Source organism: Cellulomonas sp. H30R-01 (assembly GCF_010119915.1).
GTDB classification, from domain to species: Bacteria; Actinomycetota; Actinomycetes; order Actinomycetales; family Cellulomonadaceae; genus Cellulomonas; species Cellulomonas algicola.
Map to the genome: position 1 here is coordinate 2,478,179 of NZ_CP048210.1, position 18,452 is coordinate 2,496,630.

Here is an 18,452-nt window from a genome sequence, read left to right on the forward strand (position 1 = left end):
GGGGGGACGGCGTCAGGCCGTCTGCCCCACGAGGGCCGCCTGCTCGTCGGCGGCCTGCTCGGCCTCGACCAGCGGGTTGGGCTTGGCGCTCTTGAGCGCCACGACGATCGCGGCCATGACGACCACGCCGATCGCGATCGCGAGGATGAAGCCGAGCGGGTTGCCGATGAGCGGCAGCACCCAGATGCCGCCGTGCGGGGCGCGCAGCGTGCAGCCGAACGCCATGACGATCGCGCCCGTGGCGGCCGAGCCGGCGATCGACGACACGATCACGCGCCACGGGTCGGCGGCGGCGAACGGGATCGCGCCCTCGGAGATGAACGACGCCCCGAGCAGCCAGGCGGCCTTGCCGTTCTCCTGCTCGGCGTGCGTGAACAGCTTCTTGCGGACGACGGTCGCGAGCGCCATGGCGAGCGGCGCGACCATGCCCGCAGCCATCACCGCGGCCATGACCTTGTACTGCGTGGCGTCGGCGTCGAGGCCCTCGGTCGCCAGGCCGGTCACGGCGAACGTGTACGCGACCTTGTTGATCGGGCCGCCCAGGTCGAAGCCCATCATGGCGCCGAGCAGCAGCCCGAGGAGCACGAGGTTGGAACCGGACAGGCCGTTGAGCCACGAGCTCAGGCCGTCCATGAGCGACGCGATCGGGCGCCCGATGATCACGAACATCACCAGGCCGACGACGAACGACGACAGGAGCGGGATCACCACGACGGGCATCACGCCGCGCACGCCCTTGGGGACCTTCCAGCGCGCGATCCAGAGCGCCACGAAGCCCGCGAGGAAGCCGGTGACGAGGCCGCCGAGGAAGCCGGCGCCCACCAGCACGGACACCGACCCGCCGACGAAGCCGGGCACGAGGCCGGGCCGGTCGGCGATCGCGTACGCGATGAACCCGGACAGCACGGGGACGAGGAACCCGAACGCGACGCCGCCGGTCTGGAACAGCAGCACCGCCCAGTCCTGCAGCGACACCACGTTGAACGACGTCATGAGGTCGTCGAGCGGCACCTCGGTGACGCGCACGACGCCCTCGTCGCCCCACGCGAGCTGCGCGAGCATGAACGACAGGGCGATGAGGATCCCGCCCGCGGCGACGAACGGGATCATGTACGACACGCCCGTCATGAGCCACTGCCGGACTCGCGTGCCGACCCCGGCGTTGCTGTCGACCTTCGTCACGGGGCCGGCGGGACCGGTTCCGGGTGCGTGGCCGGTGGCGCCCGGCGCGGGGACGCCGGACTCGACAGCCGCGATCGCGGCGGCGATGACGCCCGGGGCGTCGTGCACGGCCTTCTTGACGCCGACGTCGACGAACGGCTTGCCGGCGAACCGGTCCTTGTCCTTGACCTCGAGGTCCGCGGCGTAGATCACGCCGTCCGCGTCGGCGATGACGCGCGGGTCGAGCGGCATCGAGCCCGCGGCACCCTGCGTCTCGACCGCGACCTCGTGGCCGGCGGCGCGGCCGGCCTGCTCGAGGGCCTCGGCGGCCATGTACGTGTGCGCGATGCCCGTGGGGCACGAGGTGACGGCGACGAGCTTCATGCGGGCACGACCTCTCGGGTGACGATCTCGGCCACGGTCGCGGCGTCGGGCGCCTCCTTGAGCGACGTCCGGAACGACTCGTGCACGAGGCGCCGCGCGAGCGCGGCGAGGATCTGCAGGTGCGCGCTGTCGCCGGAGTCGGGCGCGGCGATGAGGAAGACGAGCGTCGCGGGGCCGTCGGGGGCGCCGAAGTCGACGCCGCCGGGCACCTTGCCGACGGCGAGGCTCGGCACGGTGACGTGCGCCGAGCGGGCGTGCGGCAGGCCGATGCCTCCGGGCATGCCGGTCGCCATCTGCGCCTCGCGGGCGCGCACGTCGGCGTGGAACCCGTCGGCGTCGGTCACGCGCCCGGCGGCGGCGAGCAGGTCGATGAGCTGGCGGGTCGCGTCGTCGCGGTCCGTGGCGACGAGGTCGACGGCGACCAGGTCGGCGGTGATGAGGGGGGTGGTCACGTCACAGCTCCTTCAGCGCGGTACGGGGGTCGGGGTTCTCGACGACCTGGACGGCGTCGGTGTCGATCTGGTCGGGGGTGGGGACGGCGGTCCCGGGGAGCAGGACCGCGGCCCTGCCGAACGCGACGGCGCGACGCAGGCGGGTCGCGGAGTCGCCGTCCCCGGCGATGAAGCCGGCGAGGGTCGTGTCGCCCGCACCGACCGTGGACAGCGGCACGAGCGGCGGGCCGCCGGCCCACCAGTGGTGCCGCGCGGTGACGAGCATCGCGCCGTGCGCACCGAGGCTCACGAGCACGGCGCGGGTGCCTGCGTCGATGACCTCGCGCGCGGCGTCGACGACGTCGCCGACGGTGTCGAGCTCGTGCCCGACGAGCTCGGCGAGCTCCTCGTCGTTGGGCTTGACGAGCGTGAGCCCGCCGGACCGGACCGCCCGCGTGAGCGGGAGCCCGGACGTGTCTAGCGCGAACGGCACGCCGTGCCGGGCGGCGAGGCCCGCGACCTGGACGAAGAAGCACTCCGAGGCTCCGCGCGGCAGGGAGCCCGCGCTGACCAGCGCGGCGGGCTGCGTCGTCAGCTGCTGCTCGACGGCCCGCAGCAGCGCGTCGCCCTCCTCGTCGGTGAGCCGCGGCCCGGGCGCGTTGACCTTGGTGGTCGCGCCGCCCGCCTCCACGAGCGTGAGGTTGGTGCGGGTGTCCTCGGCGATCGGGACCGGCAGCGCGGGCACGCCCTGCTCGCCCAGCAGCTCGACGAGCCGCGCACCGTCGGCACCGCCGACGGGGAGGACCGCGAGCGTCGGGACGCCGTGCGCCATGAGCACCCGGGAGACGTTGATGCCCTTGCCACCGGGGTGCACCCACGCGCCGTCGGCGCGGTTGACCTCGCCGACCGCGAGCCGGTCGACCTGCAGCGCGCGGTCGAGGCTCGGGTTCGGGGTGAGGGTGAGGATCATGCGCGCACCACCCGCGTCCCGGCCGTCTCGATCTCGTCGACGAGCTCAGGCTCCGCACCGGTGTCGGTGACGAGCGTGTCGACGGCCGACAGCGGCACGACGTGCGCGAAGTCGACGCGGCCGAGCTTGGTGTGGTCCGCGAGCACGACGGTCCGCCGCGCGTTGGTGACCAGCGCGCGCTTGACCGCGGCCTCGGCGAGGTCGGGCGTCGTCAGCCCGTGCTCGACGGACAGCCCGTTGGTGCCGACGAACGCGACGTCGGCGTGGATGTCGGCCAGCGCCCGGACCGCCCATGTGCCGACCGCGGCGAGCGTGCGGCCGCGGACCGTGCCGCCCACCAGGTGCAGCGTGATGCCCGGACGCGTCGCGAGGACGGTGGCGACGGGCAGCGCGTGCGTGACGACGGTGAGCTCGCGGTCGTTCGGCAGGAGCTCCGCGAGGCGGACGGTCGTGGTGCCGGCGTCGAAGATGACGGCGCCGCCGTCGGGCAGCTCGTCGAGCGCGGCCTTGGCGATGCGCTCCTTCTCCCCCGCGAGCAGGCCCTCGCGGTCCGCGATGCCGGGCTCGAAGCCGAGGCGCTCCACGGGGATCGCGCCGCCGTGCACGCGCCGCACCAAGCCGTGCCGCTCGAGCGCGGTGAGGTCGCGGCGGATGGTCTCGGGGGTGACGTCGAGCTCGTCCGCGAGGGCGGTGACGTCGACCCGGCCCTCGGCGCGGGCGCGAGCCAGGATCTGCTGGTGCCGCTCCGGTGCGTACACGCTGCCTCCGTCGTGCCGGACACCGCGTTCATCGCGATGTCTGATGCGTCCAGAGTCCGCTTCTCACCCTGCCATGTCAAGAGATTCGGGCCCATTCGGACCTAAACAGACGACCATCTGGGCAGACTCGGGCATGACGCTGTCCGGAATCCGGCTGTCCACCCCCACCACCGGAGGACATCGGGCGTCACCCCGTCGTGAACGGGCACGACCGGACATCGACCCAGACGACAGACGCCCGCCCCGGCGGACCGGGACGGGCGTCGTCGAGCGTGACGGACGTCAGTGCGGCTGGTACGGCGAGACGACGACCTCGACGCGCTGGAACTCCTTGAGGTCCGAGTAGCCGGTCGTCGCCATCGCACGCTTGAGCGCACCGACGAGGTTGAGCGTGCCGTCCGCGGTGTGGCCCGGGCCGAACAGGATCTGCTCGAGGGAGCCGGCCGTGCCGACCTCGACGCGCTCGCCGCGCGGCAGGTGCGGGTGGTGCGCCTCCGGGCCCCAGTGCCAGCCCCGACCCGGCGCCTCGGTCGCCCGCGCGAGCGCCGCACCCAGCATCACCGCGTCCGCACCGCACGCGACCGCCTTCACGAGGTCGCCCGAGCGCCCCACGCCGCCGTCGGCGATCACGTGCACGTACCGGCCGCCCGACTCGTCGAGGTAGTCGCGCCGCGCCGCCGCGACGTCCGCGACGGCCGTCGCCATCGGCGCGTGGATGCCGAGCGACACGCGCGTCGTGTGCGCCGCTCCCCCGCCGAACCCGACGAGCACGCCCGCCGCACCCGTGCGCATGAGGTGCAGCGCCGCCGTGTACGTCGACGCGCCGCCGACGATCACCGGGACGTCGAGCTCGTAGATGAAGCGCTTGAGGTTGAGCGGCTCCGCGCGGCCCGACACGTGCTCGGCCGACACCGTCGTGCCGCGGATGACGAACAGGTCGACGCCCGCGTCGACCACGGTCCGCCAGAGCTCCTGCGTGCGCTGCGGCGACAGCGCGCCCGCGACCGTCACGCCCGCCGCCCGGACCTCCTTGAGCCGCTGGCTCACGAGCTCCGGCTGGATCGGCGCGGAGTAGATCTCCTGCATGCGGGCCGTCGCGCGGGCCACGTCGAGCGTCGCGATCTCCGCGAGCAGCGGCGACGGGTCCTCGTACCGCGTCCACAGACCCTCGAGGTCCAGCACGCCCAGACCGCCGGCCTGCCCCAGCGCGACCGCAGTCGCCGGGCTCATCACCGAGTCCATCGGCGCCGCGAGCACCGGCAGGTCGAAGTGGTAGGCGTCGATCTGCCAGCCGACCGAGACCTCCTCCGGGTCCCGCGTGCGCCGCGACGGGACGACCGCCACGTCGTCGAAGGAGAAGGCCCGCCGTCCGCGCTTCCCGCGCCCGATCTCGATCTCGTTGCTCACCGGACCAGGTTACCGGCGCCGCCACCCGCTCCCCGTCCGCGGCAGCATGGACGCATGCGGACGTGGCACCTCGACGTGGACGGGCACCGGTTCGACGTCAGCGAGCGGGCTCCGGGCACGTACGACCTCACGTGGATCACGGGCCCGCACACCGGGTACGGGTTCACGATCGGGTCGAACGACGGCTCGCCGATTCCCGCGGACCGCCTCGAGGCCGCGGCGCGCGGCTTCCTGCACGACGTCGACCCGTCGACCGGCTACCTCGCCGAGGACTGACTGCGGGCGCCGCGATCGTGTCGGTGCGCGGTGCTGTCGGTGGTCGGTGCGATCCTGGCGAAGCGGGCGGCACCACGAGCCCGTCACCGCCAGGCGCGTGCGCCGCGCGGTGAGCACGCCGGACGGACGAAGGACGCACGATGGGCTGGAACGACGGACCCTTGCTGGGCTTCGACACGGAGACCACGGGGCTCGACGTCGACCGCGACCGCATCGTCACCGCCGCCCTGGTCCGCCGCGACGCCGCCGGCACGCACGTCCGCACGTGGCTGCTGAACCCCGGCGTCGAGATCCCCGAACCCGCGGCGTCGATCCACGGCGTCAGCACCGAGCACGCGAAGGCGCACGGCGTCGCCCCCAAGGGTGCGCTCGACGAGATCGCCACCGAGCTCGCCGAGGCGTTCCGCGCGGGCGTCCCCGTCGTCGCCTACAACGCCGCGTTCGACCTGTGCCTGCTCGACGCCGAGCTGCGGCGCTACCGGCTGCCGACCCTCCCCGACCGGCTGCTCGGCGCTGCCCGGCCCGTCATCGACCCGCTCGTGCTCGACCGCGCCGAGGACCGCGAGCGTGAGGGCAAGCGCAAGCTCGTCGACCTGTGCGGCGTCTACGAGGTCGTCGAGTCGGGCGAGCTGCACAACGCCGACGTGGACGTCGTCGCGACGCTCGACGTGCTCGAGCGGATCGTCGGACGCTTCCCGCACCTCGCCGACCTGGACCTCGACACGCTGCACGAGTACCAGGTGACCGCGCACCGGGCGTGGGCGGAGAGCTTCAACGCATGGCGGACGGAGAAGGGACTCGACGGCCCGGGCGCGGAGCCCACCTGGCCCGCGCGCGAGCCCGTCGGCACCCTCTGGTAGCCCGGCGGAGACCCTCCGCGCGGCCGACCGCGACCGCGGGGCGCAGCAGCCGGGCACGACGACGCCCGGGCCCCACGTGCGGGACCCGGGCGTCGTCGGACGTCAGCGGTGCGAGCTGTAGTTCGGCGCCTCGACCGTCATCTGGATGTCGTGCGGGTGCGACTCCTTGAGCCCGGCCGCGGTGATCCGCACGAACTGGCCCTTGGACTGCAGCTCGGGGATCGTGTGCGCGCCGACGTAGAACATCGACTGGTGCAGCCCGCCGATGAGCTGGTGCGCGACGGCCGCGAGCGGGCCGCGGTAGGGCACCTGACCCTCGATGCCCTCGGGGACGATCTTCTCGTCGGTCGTGACGTCGGCCTGGAAGTACCGGTCCTTCGAGTACGAGACGCGCCCGCGGGACGCCATCGCCCCGAGCGAGCCCATGCCGCGGTAGTGCTTGAACTGCTTGCCGTTGACGAACACGAGCTCGCCCGGCGACTCGTCGCAGCCCGCGAGCAGCGAGCCCAGCATGACGGTGTCGGCACCCGCGACGAGCGCCTTCGCGATGTCGCCCGAGTACTGCAGACCGCCGTCACCGATGACCGGCACCCCGGCGGGCTTGCACGCCTGCGCGGCGTCGTAGATGGCCGTGACCTGCGGGACCCCGACGCCCGCGACGACGCGCGTCGTGCAGATCGAGCCGGGCCCGACGCCCACCTTCACCGCGTCCACGCCGGCCTCGACGAGGGCGGTCGCACCCGCGGTCGTCGCGACGTTGCCGCCGATGACCTGGACGGCGCGCGTCGACGGGTCGGACTTGAGGCGTCGCACCATGTCGAGCATGAGCCGCGCGTGCCCGTTCGCGGTGTCGACGACGAGCACGTCGACACCCGCGTCGACGAGGGCGGTCGCCCGCTCCCACGCGTCGCCGAAGAACCCGATCGCCGCACCGACGACGAGGCGGCCCTCGCCGTCCTTCGTCGCGTCGGGGTACTGCTCGGACTTCACGAAGTCCTTGACCGTGATGAGCCCGCGCAGCACGCCCGCGTCGTCCACGAGGGGGAGCTTCTCGATCTTGTGCTTCGCGAGCAGCGCGGCCGCGTCGTCGCGCGCGATCCCCACGGGGGCGGTGACGAGCGGCATCGGCGTCATGACCTCGTGCACGCGGCGGTGCTCGAAGTCGGCGGCCGGGACGAACCGCAGGTCGCGGTTCGTGATGATGCCGAGCAGGCGGTCCTGCGCGTCGACGACCGGCAGGCCCGACACACGGTAGGTGCCGCACAGGCGGTCGAGCTCGGCGAGCGTCGCGTCGGGCGAGACCGTCACGGGGTCGGTCACCATGCCGGACTCGGAGCGCTTGACGCGGTCGACCTGGTGTGCCTGGTCCTCGATCGACAGGTTGCGGTGCAGGATCCCGATGCCGCCCTGCCGGGCCATCGCGATCGCCATGCGCGACTCGGTGACCGTGTCCATCGCCGCCGACAGCAGCGGGACGCGGACCGAGATCTCGCGCGTGAGCCGGGAGGTCGTGTCGACCTCGCTCGGGATCACGTCCGTCTCCCCCGGGAGGAGCAGGACGTCGTCGTACGTGAGCCCGATCCGCGCGAAGGGGTCGGCCTGCGAGGGGGTGCCCGTCATCGCCCCAGGATACGTCCCGCGACGGGCAGCCCCGGCCCTCCGGTCCGCCTCCCGGACGCCGGCCCGACGCCCGCAGGGACGTCGGGACCGCGGCCGGTCGTCAGCGGATGAGCCCCCGGCGCAGGCCGATCGCGACCGCCTGCGCGCGGTCCTTCGCCCCGAGCTTGCGGAACAGCCGGCGCGCGTGCGTCTTCACCGTGTCCTCGGAGAGGAACAGCTCGGCGCCGATCTGCGCGTTCGACCGGCCGTTGCTCATCCCGACCAGCACCTCGACCTCGCGCTTCGTCAGCGGTGCCGGCCCGGGCTCCGACGACGCGGGGGCGCCGTCGTGACCGTCGACTGTGCCCGATGCCGGGCGCGTCCCGTCGAGACCGGACCCGCCCATCGGCGTCGGCACCTCGACCGTCGTCCGCGGACCCTGCACCGGCAGCACCGCGCTCGCGAGCACGTGCGCCGCCACCGCCGACAGCTCCGCGCGGCCCACGTCGGGCGCGAGGAAGCCGCGCGCACCGAGCTGCAGCGCCCGGTCCAGCGCGACCGAGTCGTCGGGGTTGGCCAGCAGCACCACCGCCGCCGACGGCGAGACGGCACGCAGCCGTCGGATCGCCTCGGTGGCGCCGGGTGCCGGCAGGTGCGCGTCCAGCAGGACGACCGTCGGCGGGACCCTGCGTGCCAGCGTGATCAGCTCGTCCACCGATGCTGCCGCTCGCACCGGGGTGAGAGCGGGCACACCGATGGAGGTCACCACCAGGCGCTCGCGGATCACCGCTGAGCCGTGACAGACCACGACTCCCGCCATCGTTCCTCCTGTTTACCCAAGACCGTCTCGTACGCCCGTCTGCTCCGACGGGCGGCGCGGCCCCTGCCGACCTGTCCGTCATCCGAACGGTTGATTCAGCACGGATATCGGTCGGCGCGCACGCAGACGTTAGCCCGCCGGGGCACTCCTGCGCCTCCCCCTGCCCTGGTTCCTCCCGCCGCGGGGGCTCCTGGCGGGGAATGTCCACTGGGCCGGACGGGGGACACCCGGGGGGCCGACGGGCCCTCGCCCGGCCGGGTGAGCACCGCACCGCGGCGTGCGGGCCGTCGCGCGGCACCCCGCGGCGCGCGTCGACCCGGCCGTGGCGCGTCAGGGGGCGTCGACGGCGGCGGCGACCGCGAGCACCTCGTGCAGCAGGCCCGTGAAGGTGCGCGCGCGGTGCACGTGCCGCTCGACGGGCACGAGGCGCTGCGCGCTGTCGGGGAGCATGACGAACTGCGGCAGGTCGGGCCGGTCCTGCGCGAGCCGGACCACGACCTCGAGCTCGGGCTCGGTGCGGCGCCCGACGGTGACCACGGCGCGCGCACGCGTCATCGCGACGAGCTCCGACGCGTGGTGCGGGGTCACGGGCCCGCCGACGAGCCGGCCGTCGACCCCGCTCTCGACGAGGGCGCCGGCCAGCGCGTGCGCGACGAGCGGCCGCTCCTCCCCCGGCGGCACGAGGACGAGGACGACCGGGCTGCCCGGGGTGGGCGGGGCGACGGTCGCGTCGCGCAGCGCGGCGGACGCGGCGGCGCGGACGGTGAGCGCGGCGTCGACCCCGGGGCGGTCCACGACGGTCCGGCGGGCGAGCTGCGTGAGCGCGGGCTCGACGAGGTCGGTCCACCACCGGGCGACCGCGCCGGGTGCGCCGGGGGCGAGGGCGAGCAGGCGGGCGCAGCGGTCGGCGTCGTCCGCGAGCGCGGCGTCGACGACGGCGGTGGGGCTCGCGTCGGGGTGCGGGGCGACGGGACGGACGCGGTGGCCGTGCTCGGCGGACACGTCGGTCGCGAGCGCGAGGCGCGCGGCCTCACCGGGGGCGACGCCCTCGAGCGTGAGGCGTCGCATGACGAGGAGTCGCTCGACGTCGGTCGCGCTGTACCGCCGGTGCGCGCCGGCGGAGTGCTCCGACGGTCCGAGCCCGTAGCGCCGGTCCCACGTGCGCAGCGTCGCCGGCGCGACGCCGAGCCGGCGCGCGACGGCCGCGACGGCGAGCGCGGGCGCTCCCGCGTCGGGCGCCGTGGCCGTGGGCGTCGACACGTCCTCGTCGGCGGGCATGACGCGATTGTGCCAGTGCTGCTGGGGTCATCGTGCGGTGACGACGACGGCGCGCGGACGGACCGCGCCAGCCGACCTGGGCGTCTGCTCAGAAGCGCGTCATCACACGATCGTGCGAAGCAGTCTTGAACAACTTCTGGCGCGGTTGTAGCGTTCAGCCCATCGCACCACCCGCACCACCGTGCGGGGTGCCTGACAACCGAGCTACCGAGCGCGCTGGAGCCCACGGCCCGCCGACTCGGAATGACTGAGGAGGACGCATGGCGGAGATCTCGCGGTTGCCCGGACCGGTGATGGACCTGTGGGAGTGGCAGTTCGAAGGCGCCTGCCGCGACGCCGACCAGGACCTCTTCTTCCACCCCGAGGGCGAGCGTGGGTCGGCGCGCCGGCGCCGCGCGGAGGCGGCCAAGGCCATCTGCGCGACGTGCCCGGTGCTCAAGGAGTGCCGTGAGCAGTCGCTCGCGGTGCGCGAGCCCTACGGCGTGTGGGGCGGCCTCTCGGAGGACGAGCGGGCCGCGATCCTGGCGCAGCGCAGCGGTCGTCGCGCGGTCGTCTGACCCGCAGACCCACGAGACGACGAAGGCCCCCGACCAGCAGGTCGGGGGCCTTCGTGGTGCCCGGCACCGTCAGCGACGGACGCCGGGCACCGTCAGATCACTTGACGACGACCGCGAGGATGTCGCGGGCCGAGAGGATGAGGTACTCCTCGCCGGCGTACTTGACCTCGGTGCCGCCGTACTTCGAGTAGATCACCTTGTCGCCGACGGCCACGTCGAGCGGGATCCGGTTGCCGTTGTCGTCGACACGGCCCGGACCCACGGCCAGGACCTCGCCCTCCTGGGGCTTCTCCTTGGCACTGTCCGGGATGACGAGACCCGAGGCCGTCGTCGTCTCCGCGTCGAGCGTCTTGACGACGATCCGGTCCTCGAGGGGCTTGATGGAGACCGACACAGCGGACCTCCCCTTCGCATGTGAGTCGTGTTCGAGCTGTCCGAGCGCACCGACTCACGTCGTCGCGGGTGCCGTGACCAGGTGCGCAGCTGGCACACTCGCCAGGAGAGTGCCAGCTCCTCACTCTAGGAACGCGTTAGCACTCGGTCAAGGCGAGTGCCAACGAGCGGTCGTGGCACGGACGTGCCGGAGGTGGCAGGTCGGGCCGCTCGGCCCGTCGTGCGGGCGGTCGGGCCGTGCAAGGATCGCCCGCATGGACGCCGCCGGCCTCAGCGCGCTGCTCAGCCCCCAGGGATGGGCGCTGCTCTCGGCGCTCCCGCCGTACGACGAGCAGCGGACCATGGCGCTGTCCGCGCGCCTGCACGCCGAAGGGCTCGACCCGGCCCTCGTCGCCGCCGCGCTCACGCAGTCCCGGCTGCGCGCGCGGGCCCGCGCGAAGCTCGGCGACTTCGCCGACGGCATGCTCTTCACCGCCGCGGGCCTCGAGCAGGCCACGCGGCTCACGGTCGCGGCGCACCACGCCCGCCGGTACCGCGACGCCGGCAGCACGCGGGTCGCCGACCTCACGTGCGGGATCGGCGCCGACGCGATGGCGTTCGCCGGCATGGGGCTCGCCGTGCTCGCGACCGACGTCGACGAGGCCACCGCCGCGATCGCCACCGTCAACCTGCGGCACTTCCCCGACACCGAGGTGCGGCACGCCGACGGGCTCACGCTCGACCTCGTCGCCGAGGGCGTCGACGGGGTGTACGCCGACCCCGCGCGGCGCACGTCGTCGGGCAGCCGCGTGTTCGACCCCGCCGCGTACGCGCCGCCGCTCGACGCCGTCCTCGCGCTGCGCGACCGCGTCCCCGCGCTCGGGCTCAAGCTCGGCCCGGGGGTCCCGCACTCGGCGCTCCCGGCCGACGCGCACGCGCAGTGGGTGTCCGTCGACGGCGACGTCGTCGAGGTCGGGCTCTGGTTCGGCCCGCTCGCGCCCGAGGGCCCCGGGCGGTCGGCGCTCGTGCTGTCGGGGACGACGGCGCACACCCTGAGCACCGGTCCCGACGGGCCCGCGCACGCCGCGGCCGGCCCCGTGGCCGCGTACCTCTACGAGCCCGACGGCGCCGTCATCCGCGCCGGGCTGGTCGGCGACGTCGCCCACCGGGTGCGCGGGACGCTCGTCGACCCCACGATCGCCTACGTGACGTCCGACGAGCTGCACGACGAACCCGTCGCCACCGCGTACCGCGTGCTCGACACCCTGCCGTTCGGCCTCAAGCGGCTGCGCACGTACCTGCGCGAGCGCGGCGTGGGGCGGCTGACCATCAAGAAGCGCGGCACGGCCGTCGTGCCCGAGCAGCTCCGCAAGCAGCTCGACCTGCGCGGCGACGCCGACGCCACCGTCGTCCTGACCCGCGTCGCCGGGCACCAGCAGGTGCTCGTCGTGGAGCGCGTCTGATGGCCGCGCCCGTCACGCTCCCGTTCGCGCGGTCCGCGCGGTCGAGCGTCGGGCTCGAGTGGGAGGTCGCGCTCGTCGACGCCGACTCGGGCGACCTGCGGCAGGCCGCCCAGGCGATCTTCGACACCGTGCGGCCGACCGACGGGTCCGAGCACCCGCACATCAAGCAGGAGCTGCTGCTCAACACCGTCGAGGTCGCGTCGGGCGTGTGCCGGACCGTCGGGGAGGCGGGCGCCGACCTGCGCCGCGCGCTCGACGAGGTCGCCGCGGCCGCCGAACCGCTGCGCATCCAGCTCATGGGCGGGGGGACGCACCCCTTCGCGAACTGGGCGCAGCAGAAGGTCACCGACAAGCAGCGCTACGCGACGCTCATCGACCGCACGCAGTGGTGGGGCCGGCAGATGCTCATCTACGGCGTGCACGTGCACGTCGGCATCGAGGACCGCGACAAGGTGCTGCCGCTGTCCCGCGCGATGCTCACGGTGTTCCCGCACCTGCAGTCGCTGTCCGCGTCGTCGCCGTTCTGGGGCGGCAAGGACACCGGGTACGCGTCCAACCGCGCGCTGCTGTTCCAGCAGCTGCCGACCGCCGGTCTGCCGTTCGGGTTCGAGCGGTGGGAGCAGCTCGAGCAGTACGTCGGCGACATGATGCACACCGGCGTCATCGACCAGTTCGACGAGGTGCGGTGGGACGTCCGCCCGTCGCCGCGGTTCGGGACGCTCGAGATGCGCGTGGCCGACGGTGCGACCAACCTGCTCGAGGTCACCGCGATCTCCGCGCTGACCCACTGCTTCGTCGAGCACTTCTCGTCGATGCTGGACCGCGGTGAGCCGCTGCCCGCGCTGCCGCCGTGGTTCGCGCAGGAGAACAAGTGGCGCTCCGCCCGCTACGGCATGGACGCGATCATCATCACGAACGCCGCGGGCGACGAGGAGCTCGTCACCGACGCCGTGGGCCGCTGGCTCGTCGAGCTCGCGCCCGTCGCGGAGCGGCTCGGGTGCAGCGAGGAGCTCGACCAGGTGCGCGTCATCCTCCGGCGGGGTGCGTCCTACCAGCGGCAGCGCGCCGTCGCCCGCCGCCACGCGGGCGAGCTCGACGCGGTCGTCCGCTCGCTCGTCGCCGAGCTCGAGGCTGGCCGCCCCCTGTAGCCCGGGTCGCGACCCGGGCCTGAGGACCGGGTCGCGGGTCCGTGCGGTACCCGGCCCCGGGTCGCGGGCGCCCGACGCCCGGCCAGGCGTCGGGCGCCGTCACCGTGACGCAGGCGGAGGTCAGGGCAGGCGGGTCGCGACGAGGTCGTCCCAGCGGACGGTCGTCGGGCCGTTCGTCGTCGACGAGCTGAGGTACGCCATCAGGCGCACGCCCCCGGCCGTCTGGAGCACCGCCGTCGCGTCGGTCGTCGTGTACTGCCACGTCGTCGGCTCGGGTGTGCCGTCGAGCCAGGCCCGCGTGCGCACCGTCGTCGGCGCGGTGCCCTGGACCTGCACGCGCACGTGCAGGCGAGCACCCGGCGTGAGCACCACACCCGGCAGCGTGTTGCCCGTGAGGACCGTGCCGGACCGCTCGGTGTGCAGCTGCACCGCGCCGGTCGCGAGCACCTTCACCCGGGCGCCGTAGTCCGCGGACCCGACCACCCGCCCGGAGACCGTCGCGTAGAGCGGCCCGTCCGGGACGGTGTCGAGCGCGACGGTCGTGTGCACGTCCGTCGCGGTCGCCGCGACCGCGGCCGAGCCCAGCGTCGCGGTGAGCGTCGCCCCCGCGGGAACCTGCGTCGCACCCGTCCCGCCGCCGACGGAGAACCGCGCCGAGCCACCGGCGACCGTCCACGCGCCGCCCGCGTCGGCGGCCCCCCAGCCGCCGGTCACGACGCGCGCGAACGCGTCAGCGGCGAGCGCTGTCGTCGGCGGGGGCGGCGGCGGGGCCGTGACGGTCACCGCGCGCGTCGTCGTCGCCGTCGCGCCGTCGTCGTCCGTCACCGTCAGCGTGACGGTGTACGTGCCGCCCGCGGCGTACGTGCGCGACGCGGTCGTGTCGGTCGCCGTGCCACCGTCGCCGAACGACCAGGTGCGGGACACGATCGTGCCGTCGGCGTCGGTCGACCCCGCCGAGTCGACGGACGCGGTGAGGCCGGCGGTCGTCGCCGTGAACGACGCCGTGGGCGGCTGGTTCGGCGGTGGGGGCGGCGGCGCCGCGCCGATCGGCATGACGAGCAGGTCGTCCCACCGCGCCGTGAGCGCGCCGCCGGTCGTCGTCGAGCTCACGTACGTCTGGAGCCGCACACCGCCCGCGCCCTGCAGCGCGGCGGTCGCGTCGGTGGCGGTGAACTGCCACGTCGACGGCTCCGGCTGCCCGTCCTCCCACGCGCGGACCCGCACGACGGTCGGCGACGTGCCCTCGACCTGCGTGCGGACCCGCAGCCGCTCGCCTGCCGTGAGCGTGACGCCCGGCAGCGTCCCGCCCGTGAGGACCGTGCCCGAACGCTCCGTGTGCAGCTGGACCGCACCGCCCGCGAGCACCTTGACGCGCGCGCCGTAGTCGCCGGACCCGACCACGCGCCCGGACACGGTCGCGTAGAGCGCGTTGCTCGGGATGCGGTCGAGCGCGACCGTCGTCGTCACGTCGGTCGCGGTCGACGACACCCCGCCGAGCGTCGCGGTGACGGTGCCGCCCGGGAGCGGCGACTGCTGGCCGGTGCCGCCCCCGACGGCGAACCGCGCGGTCCCGCCGCCGACCGACCACGGCCCGCCCGTGTCGGCGCTGCCCCAGCCGCCCGCCACGGTCCGCCCGAACGCGTCGGCGGCGAGCGGCCCGGGGTCCGGGTCGGGCGCCGTGCCCGTCATCGCGTACGGCAGCGTGAACTTGCTGTCGGCGTCGGTCTCGTAGCGGTCGAGCGTCGGCGAGTACGTCGTCGCGCGGATCTCGTCGGCCGCGGGGTCGAACGTGTAGTACCGCAGCCAGCCGTCGCCGCCGTTGGCGCGGTCCTGGTAGTCCGTGAGCACGGCGTGCACGGGCTGCCCGCACGCGTTGGTGTCGGTGCGGCGGGCCTCGCCGAGGTCGCCCTCGCTGAAGTGGCCCGAGACGACGAGGAAGACCGAGCACGACGGCCGGACGAGCTCCTCCCAGATCGCCCGGCCGCTGTTGCCGCCGTCGGCGCGCGCGACCTGCGTCGTGAGCCCGCCCGCGGTGTCGACGTAGGAGTGCGTCGCGACGATCGCGCGCCGCTCGGGGTAGGCGGCGAGGACCCGGCGGCCCCAGTCGAGCGCGGAGTCGGGCGCATTCATCTCGAGGCTGAGCAGCAGGAAGTCCATGCCACCGGCGCTGAACAGCGCGAACGAGTCCATGTTCTGCCGGTCGACGGGGTCGGGCCCGAACAGCCCCTGCCCGAGGTACCCGCCGTACGACGCGGTGGCACCGTTCCAGGACGCGTCCGCGTACCGGCTCGGCGGGAAGTACTGCCGGTAGAGCGGCGCCTCGCCGGTCGTGAGGTTCATGTCGTGGTTGCCCGGCAGCACGGCGTTCGGCACCCCGGCCGCGTCGAGCACGGCCATGTGCTGCGACGCCCGCTGCCACTGCACGTCCGCGGTGTCGACGCCGACGAGGTCACCGACCTGCGACACGAACGCGACGTCGAGCTCGTCGGCGTGGTCGGCGATCCACCGGGTCTGGACGCCCATCGTCGCCTGGTTCGCGGACGTGCTCACGTAGTTCTGCGTGTCGGGCAGCACGACGAACGTGAAGGGCGCCGGCTCGGCCGCGCCCGCGGGTGCGGCCGCGAGGCCCCCGCCGACGAGGCCCGCGACGAGGAGGAGCACGACCGCGGCGCGCCGACGGCGCCGGGCCTCGCGGTGGGCGACCGGGAGCGCGTGGGCGGGCGCGTGCGGGCGGTCCGGGCGGGTGTGACGCGGTTCGTGACGGGTGCGGCGCGGTGCGTGGCTGGGGCGGTCGTGCGGGGGCATGGCGACTCCTGGGCTCGCGTCCAGTGCACCCGGCCGGACAAACCGTGTCAATCACCCGGAAATGGGTCGGCCGGGTGATGTCGTCGCCTGCTACTTGTCATCGCCTACTAGTAGGCATAGCCTCGACCCGTGGACGACGACCGGGACCCTCAGCTCCTCAAGGGCGTGCTGCCGATGCTCGTGCTGGCGACGCTCGGCCGCGGCGAGTCCTACGGCTACGAGCTCGTCACACGCCTCCAGGACGCCGGCCTCACGGACCTGGCCGCCGGGACCCTCTACCCCGTGCTCAACCGGCTCGAGCGCGAGGGACGCGTCTCCTCGCGGCTCGTCGCGTCGTCGGCGGGCCCGGCGCGCAAGTACTACGTGCCGACCGACGCCGGCACCGCCGAGCTCGCGCGCGCGCAGCGGTCCTGGCAGCGCCTCGCCGGCACCGTCGCGCGCGTGCTCGACGCCGACACCCCGACCGACCCCGGCGCCGCACCGGCGCCCACCGACGACCCTTCCCGGAGGACCCGATGACCACCCTCTCGCTCCGCGACCGTCTGGTCCGCGAGGCCTACCTCACGCGCTTCTCCTGGGCCGTCCAGGACCACCCCCAGGACCGCGCGCTCGTCCGCGACGTCCGCCGCGAGGTCACGGCGACCGCCGATCAGATCGGCATGCGCGCCGCCGTCGCCGGCCTCGGCCACCCGCGCGTGCTCGCCGAGGGCTACCTCGCCGAGCTCGGTCGACGGACGCCCCGCTGGGCGACCGGCGGGGTGTGGGCCGGGCTCGCCGTGGGCGCCCTGGTCTACCTCGCGTTCGCGTACGCGCTCGGCACGCTCGACACGCTCCTCGACCTCGGTGGCGGCACGCTCACGCGGACGACGCTCGGCGCCACGACCCAGTACACCGCGACGGCCGACGCCCTGGGGGTCGAGACCTCGGTGTCGTGGCAGTGGCTGGTGCTGGGCGCGGGCGTGTTCGCCGTGACGTTCGTGCTCGGGTCGCGCGCGTGGCGCGCGTGGTCACCCGCCTGAGCGGGCCGAGGTCAGACCAGGACCTGCGTGAGCGGCATCGACGAGTCGACCGGCAGGTCCAGCGACGACGGCGGCAGGCCACGGCGCACGACGGCCGAGCCGAGCGCCGCGATCATCGCGCCGTTGTCCGTGCAGTAGCGGATCGGCGGGATCCGCAGGTCGACGCCGGCCTCGGCGCAGCGCTTCGCGGCCATGTCGCGCAGCTGCGAGTTCGCCGAGAAGCCGCCCCCGACCACGAGCGTCGAGACGCCGTGCGCGCGGCACGCGGCGATCGTCTTGGCGGTGAGCACGTCGGCCACGGCCTCCGCGAACGACGCGGCGACGTCGGGCAGCGGGATCTCCTCCCCCGCGTCCTGCCGCGCCTCGACCCAGCGGGCCACGGCCGTCTTCAGCCCGGAGAACGAGAAGTCGGTCGCGTGCTTCGCCTGGTCCTTGGGCGCCGTCAGACCGCGCGGGAAGCGGATCGCGTGCGGGTCGCCGTCCCGCGCGAGGCGGTCGATGTGGGGGCCGCCCGGGTAGGGCAGGCCGAGCAGGCGCCCGACCTTGTCGAAGGCCTCTCCGGCGGCGTCGTCGAGCGTCGAGCCGAGCTCGGTGACGTGCACGGTGTCGTCGATCAGCAGCAGCGACGAGTGCCCGCCCGACACGACGAGCGCCATGACACGCTCCGGGAACGGGCCGTCGACGAGCTCGTCGACCACGGCGTGCCCGATGACGTGGTTGACGCCGTACAGCGGCTTGTCGAGCGCGAGCGCGAGCGCCTTCGCGGCGGACGCGCCGACGGTGAGCGGCCCGACGAGGCCGGGGCCCGCGGTGACGGCGATCGCGTCGACCTCGCCGAGCGAGACGTCGGCCGTCGCGAGCGCGCGCTCGATCGTCGGGACCATCGCGTCGAGATGGGCGCGCGAGGCGATCTCGGGGATGATCCCGCCGAACCGCGCGTGCTCGTCGACCGAGCTCGCGACCGCGTCGACCAGCAGGTCGTGACCGCGGACGAGGGCGACGCCGGTCTCGTCGCAGGACGTCTCGATCCCGAGGACGAGGGGCTGGGCGCCGGTCGCAGACATGTGCCCAGGATAGGTGGGCGCACCGTGTGAGCAGCGTCACGGCCGCCTCGTGGAATCCTGCGGCCTAGTTGATGATTCAA

Annotated in this window: 18 protein-coding genes; 7 read left to right on the top strand and 11 right to left on the bottom strand. The window is 74.4% G+C overall.

The annotated features are described in order from the left end of the window. Positions 1-12: 12 nt before the first annotated feature. The 5 genes from GXP71_RS10995 to GXP71_RS11015 all read right to left on the bottom strand — a co-directional run bounded on the left by GXP71_RS10995 (position 13) and on the right by GXP71_RS11015 (position 5,111). On the bottom strand, positions 13-1,545 hold the full coding sequence (locus GXP71_RS10995) for a PTS fructose transporter subunit IIC (protein WP_162352694.1): 1,533 nt from the start codon (positions 1,543-1,545) through the stop codon (positions 13-15). Next, positions 1,542-1,997 (bottom strand): PTS sugar transporter subunit IIA, encoded by a 456-nt coding sequence (locus GXP71_RS11000; protein ID WP_162352695.1) that lies wholly within the window; start codon positions 1,995-1,997, stop codon positions 1,542-1,544. Before GXP71_RS11000 ends, GXP71_RS10995 begins: the two co-directional genes overlap by 4 nt. Position 1,998: 1 nt before the next feature. Further along, positions 1,999-2,946, bottom strand: a complete 948-nt coding sequence (gene pfkB, locus GXP71_RS11005; RefSeq protein ID WP_162352696.1) for a 1-phosphofructokinase — start codon at positions 2,944-2,946, stop codon at positions 1,999-2,001. Continuing rightward, positions 2,943-3,704 (bottom strand): DeoR/GlpR family DNA-binding transcription regulator, encoded by a 762-nt coding sequence (locus GXP71_RS11010; protein WP_124343831.1) that lies wholly within the window; start codon positions 3,702-3,704, stop codon positions 2,943-2,945. Before GXP71_RS11010 ends, pfkB begins: the two co-directional genes overlap by 4 nt. 282 nt (positions 3,705-3,986) lie before the next feature. Continuing rightward, positions 3,987-5,111, bottom strand: coding sequence for a GuaB3 family IMP dehydrogenase-related protein (locus GXP71_RS11015; protein WP_124343832.1), 1,125 nt, complete (start codon positions 5,109-5,111; stop codon positions 3,987-3,989). A gap of 54 nt (positions 5,112-5,165) precedes the next feature. Here GXP71_RS11015 and GXP71_RS11020 point away from each other — a divergent pair, with 54 nt between their 5' ends. Together GXP71_RS11020 and GXP71_RS11025 are read left to right on the top strand one after the other, a co-directional pair. Further along, entirely contained in the window at positions 5,166-5,387 is a 222-nt protein-coding gene (locus tag GXP71_RS11020) for a hypothetical protein (protein ID WP_162352697.1), read from the top strand. 140 nt (positions 5,388-5,527) lie between these two features. Beyond that, positions 5,528-6,247, top strand: coding sequence for an exonuclease domain-containing protein (locus GXP71_RS11025; protein ID WP_162352698.1), 720 nt, complete (start codon positions 5,528-5,530; stop codon positions 6,245-6,247). Between the two features lie 102 nt (positions 6,248-6,349). Here GXP71_RS11025 and guaB read toward each other — a convergent pair whose 3' ends face one another. From guaB to GXP71_RS11040, 3 genes are all read right to left on the bottom strand, one after another. Then, entirely contained in the window at positions 6,350-7,867 is a 1,518-nt protein-coding gene (gene guaB / locus GXP71_RS11030; RefSeq protein ID WP_124343834.1) for an IMP dehydrogenase, read from the bottom strand. A 100-nt stretch (positions 7,868-7,967) separates the two neighbouring features. Beyond that, on the bottom strand, positions 7,968-8,666 hold the full coding sequence (locus tag GXP71_RS11035; protein WP_162352699.1) for a response regulator transcription factor: 699 nt from the start codon (positions 8,664-8,666) through the stop codon (positions 7,968-7,970). 330 nt (positions 8,667-8,996) lie between these two features. Next, complete coding sequence (locus GXP71_RS11040) at positions 8,997-9,944, bottom strand: MerR family transcriptional regulator (RefSeq protein ID WP_162352700.1); 948 nt, start codon at positions 9,942-9,944, stop codon at positions 8,997-8,999. A 260-nt stretch (positions 9,945-10,204) separates the two neighbouring features. On the opposite strand from GXP71_RS11040, the gene GXP71_RS11045 reads away from it, so the two are divergent. After that, positions 10,205-10,501, top strand: coding sequence for a WhiB family transcriptional regulator (locus tag GXP71_RS11045; RefSeq protein ID WP_124343837.1), 297 nt, complete (start codon positions 10,205-10,207; stop codon positions 10,499-10,501). A 97-nt stretch (positions 10,502-10,598) separates the two neighbouring features. Here GXP71_RS11045 and groES read toward each other — a convergent pair whose 3' ends face one another. Further along, the gene (gene groES / locus GXP71_RS11050) at positions 10,599-10,895 is read right to left on the bottom strand and encodes a co-chaperone GroES (RefSeq protein ID WP_124343398.1); all 297 of its coding nucleotides are present in this window, start codon (positions 10,893-10,895) and stop codon (positions 10,599-10,601) included. A gap of 253 nt (positions 10,896-11,148) precedes the next feature. Between groES and GXP71_RS11055 the strand changes: the two genes are divergently transcribed. Together GXP71_RS11055 and GXP71_RS11060 are read left to right on the top strand one after the other, a co-directional pair. Further along, positions 11,149-12,336, top strand: coding sequence for a class I SAM-dependent methyltransferase (locus GXP71_RS11055; protein WP_162352701.1), 1,188 nt, complete (start codon positions 11,149-11,151; stop codon positions 12,334-12,336). Further along, positions 12,336-13,484, top strand: coding sequence for a glutamate--cysteine ligase (locus tag GXP71_RS11060; RefSeq protein ID WP_162352702.1), 1,149 nt, complete (start codon positions 12,336-12,338; stop codon positions 13,482-13,484). Before GXP71_RS11055 ends, GXP71_RS11060 begins: the two co-directional genes overlap by 1 nt. Positions 13,485-13,604: 120 nt before the next feature. Here the strand turns inward: GXP71_RS11060 and GXP71_RS11065 are convergent, their stop codons facing one another. Beyond that, complete coding sequence (locus GXP71_RS11065; RefSeq protein ID WP_162352703.1) at positions 13,605-16,289, bottom strand: PKD domain-containing protein; 2,685 nt, start codon at positions 16,287-16,289, stop codon at positions 13,605-13,607. 129 nt (positions 16,290-16,418) lie between these two features. Here GXP71_RS11065 and GXP71_RS11070 point away from each other — a divergent pair, with 129 nt between their 5' ends. Continuing rightward, positions 16,419-16,808 (top strand): PadR family transcriptional regulator, encoded by a 390-nt coding sequence (locus GXP71_RS11070; protein ID WP_162352704.1) that lies wholly within the window; start codon positions 16,419-16,421, stop codon positions 16,806-16,808. After that, complete coding sequence (locus GXP71_RS11075) at positions 16,805-17,308, top strand: hypothetical protein (protein ID WP_162352705.1); 504 nt, start codon at positions 16,805-16,807, stop codon at positions 17,306-17,308. The genes GXP71_RS11070 and GXP71_RS11075 overlap by 4 nt, the downstream gene beginning before the upstream one ends. Before the next feature lie 11 nt (positions 17,309-17,319). Here the strand turns inward: GXP71_RS11075 and tsaD are convergent, their stop codons facing one another. Next, positions 17,320-18,372 (bottom strand): tRNA (adenosine(37)-N6)-threonylcarbamoyltransferase complex transferase subunit TsaD, encoded by a 1,053-nt coding sequence (gene tsaD, locus GXP71_RS11080; protein WP_162352706.1) that lies wholly within the window; start codon positions 18,370-18,372, stop codon positions 17,320-17,322. Positions 18,373-18,452: the final 80 nt, after the last annotated feature.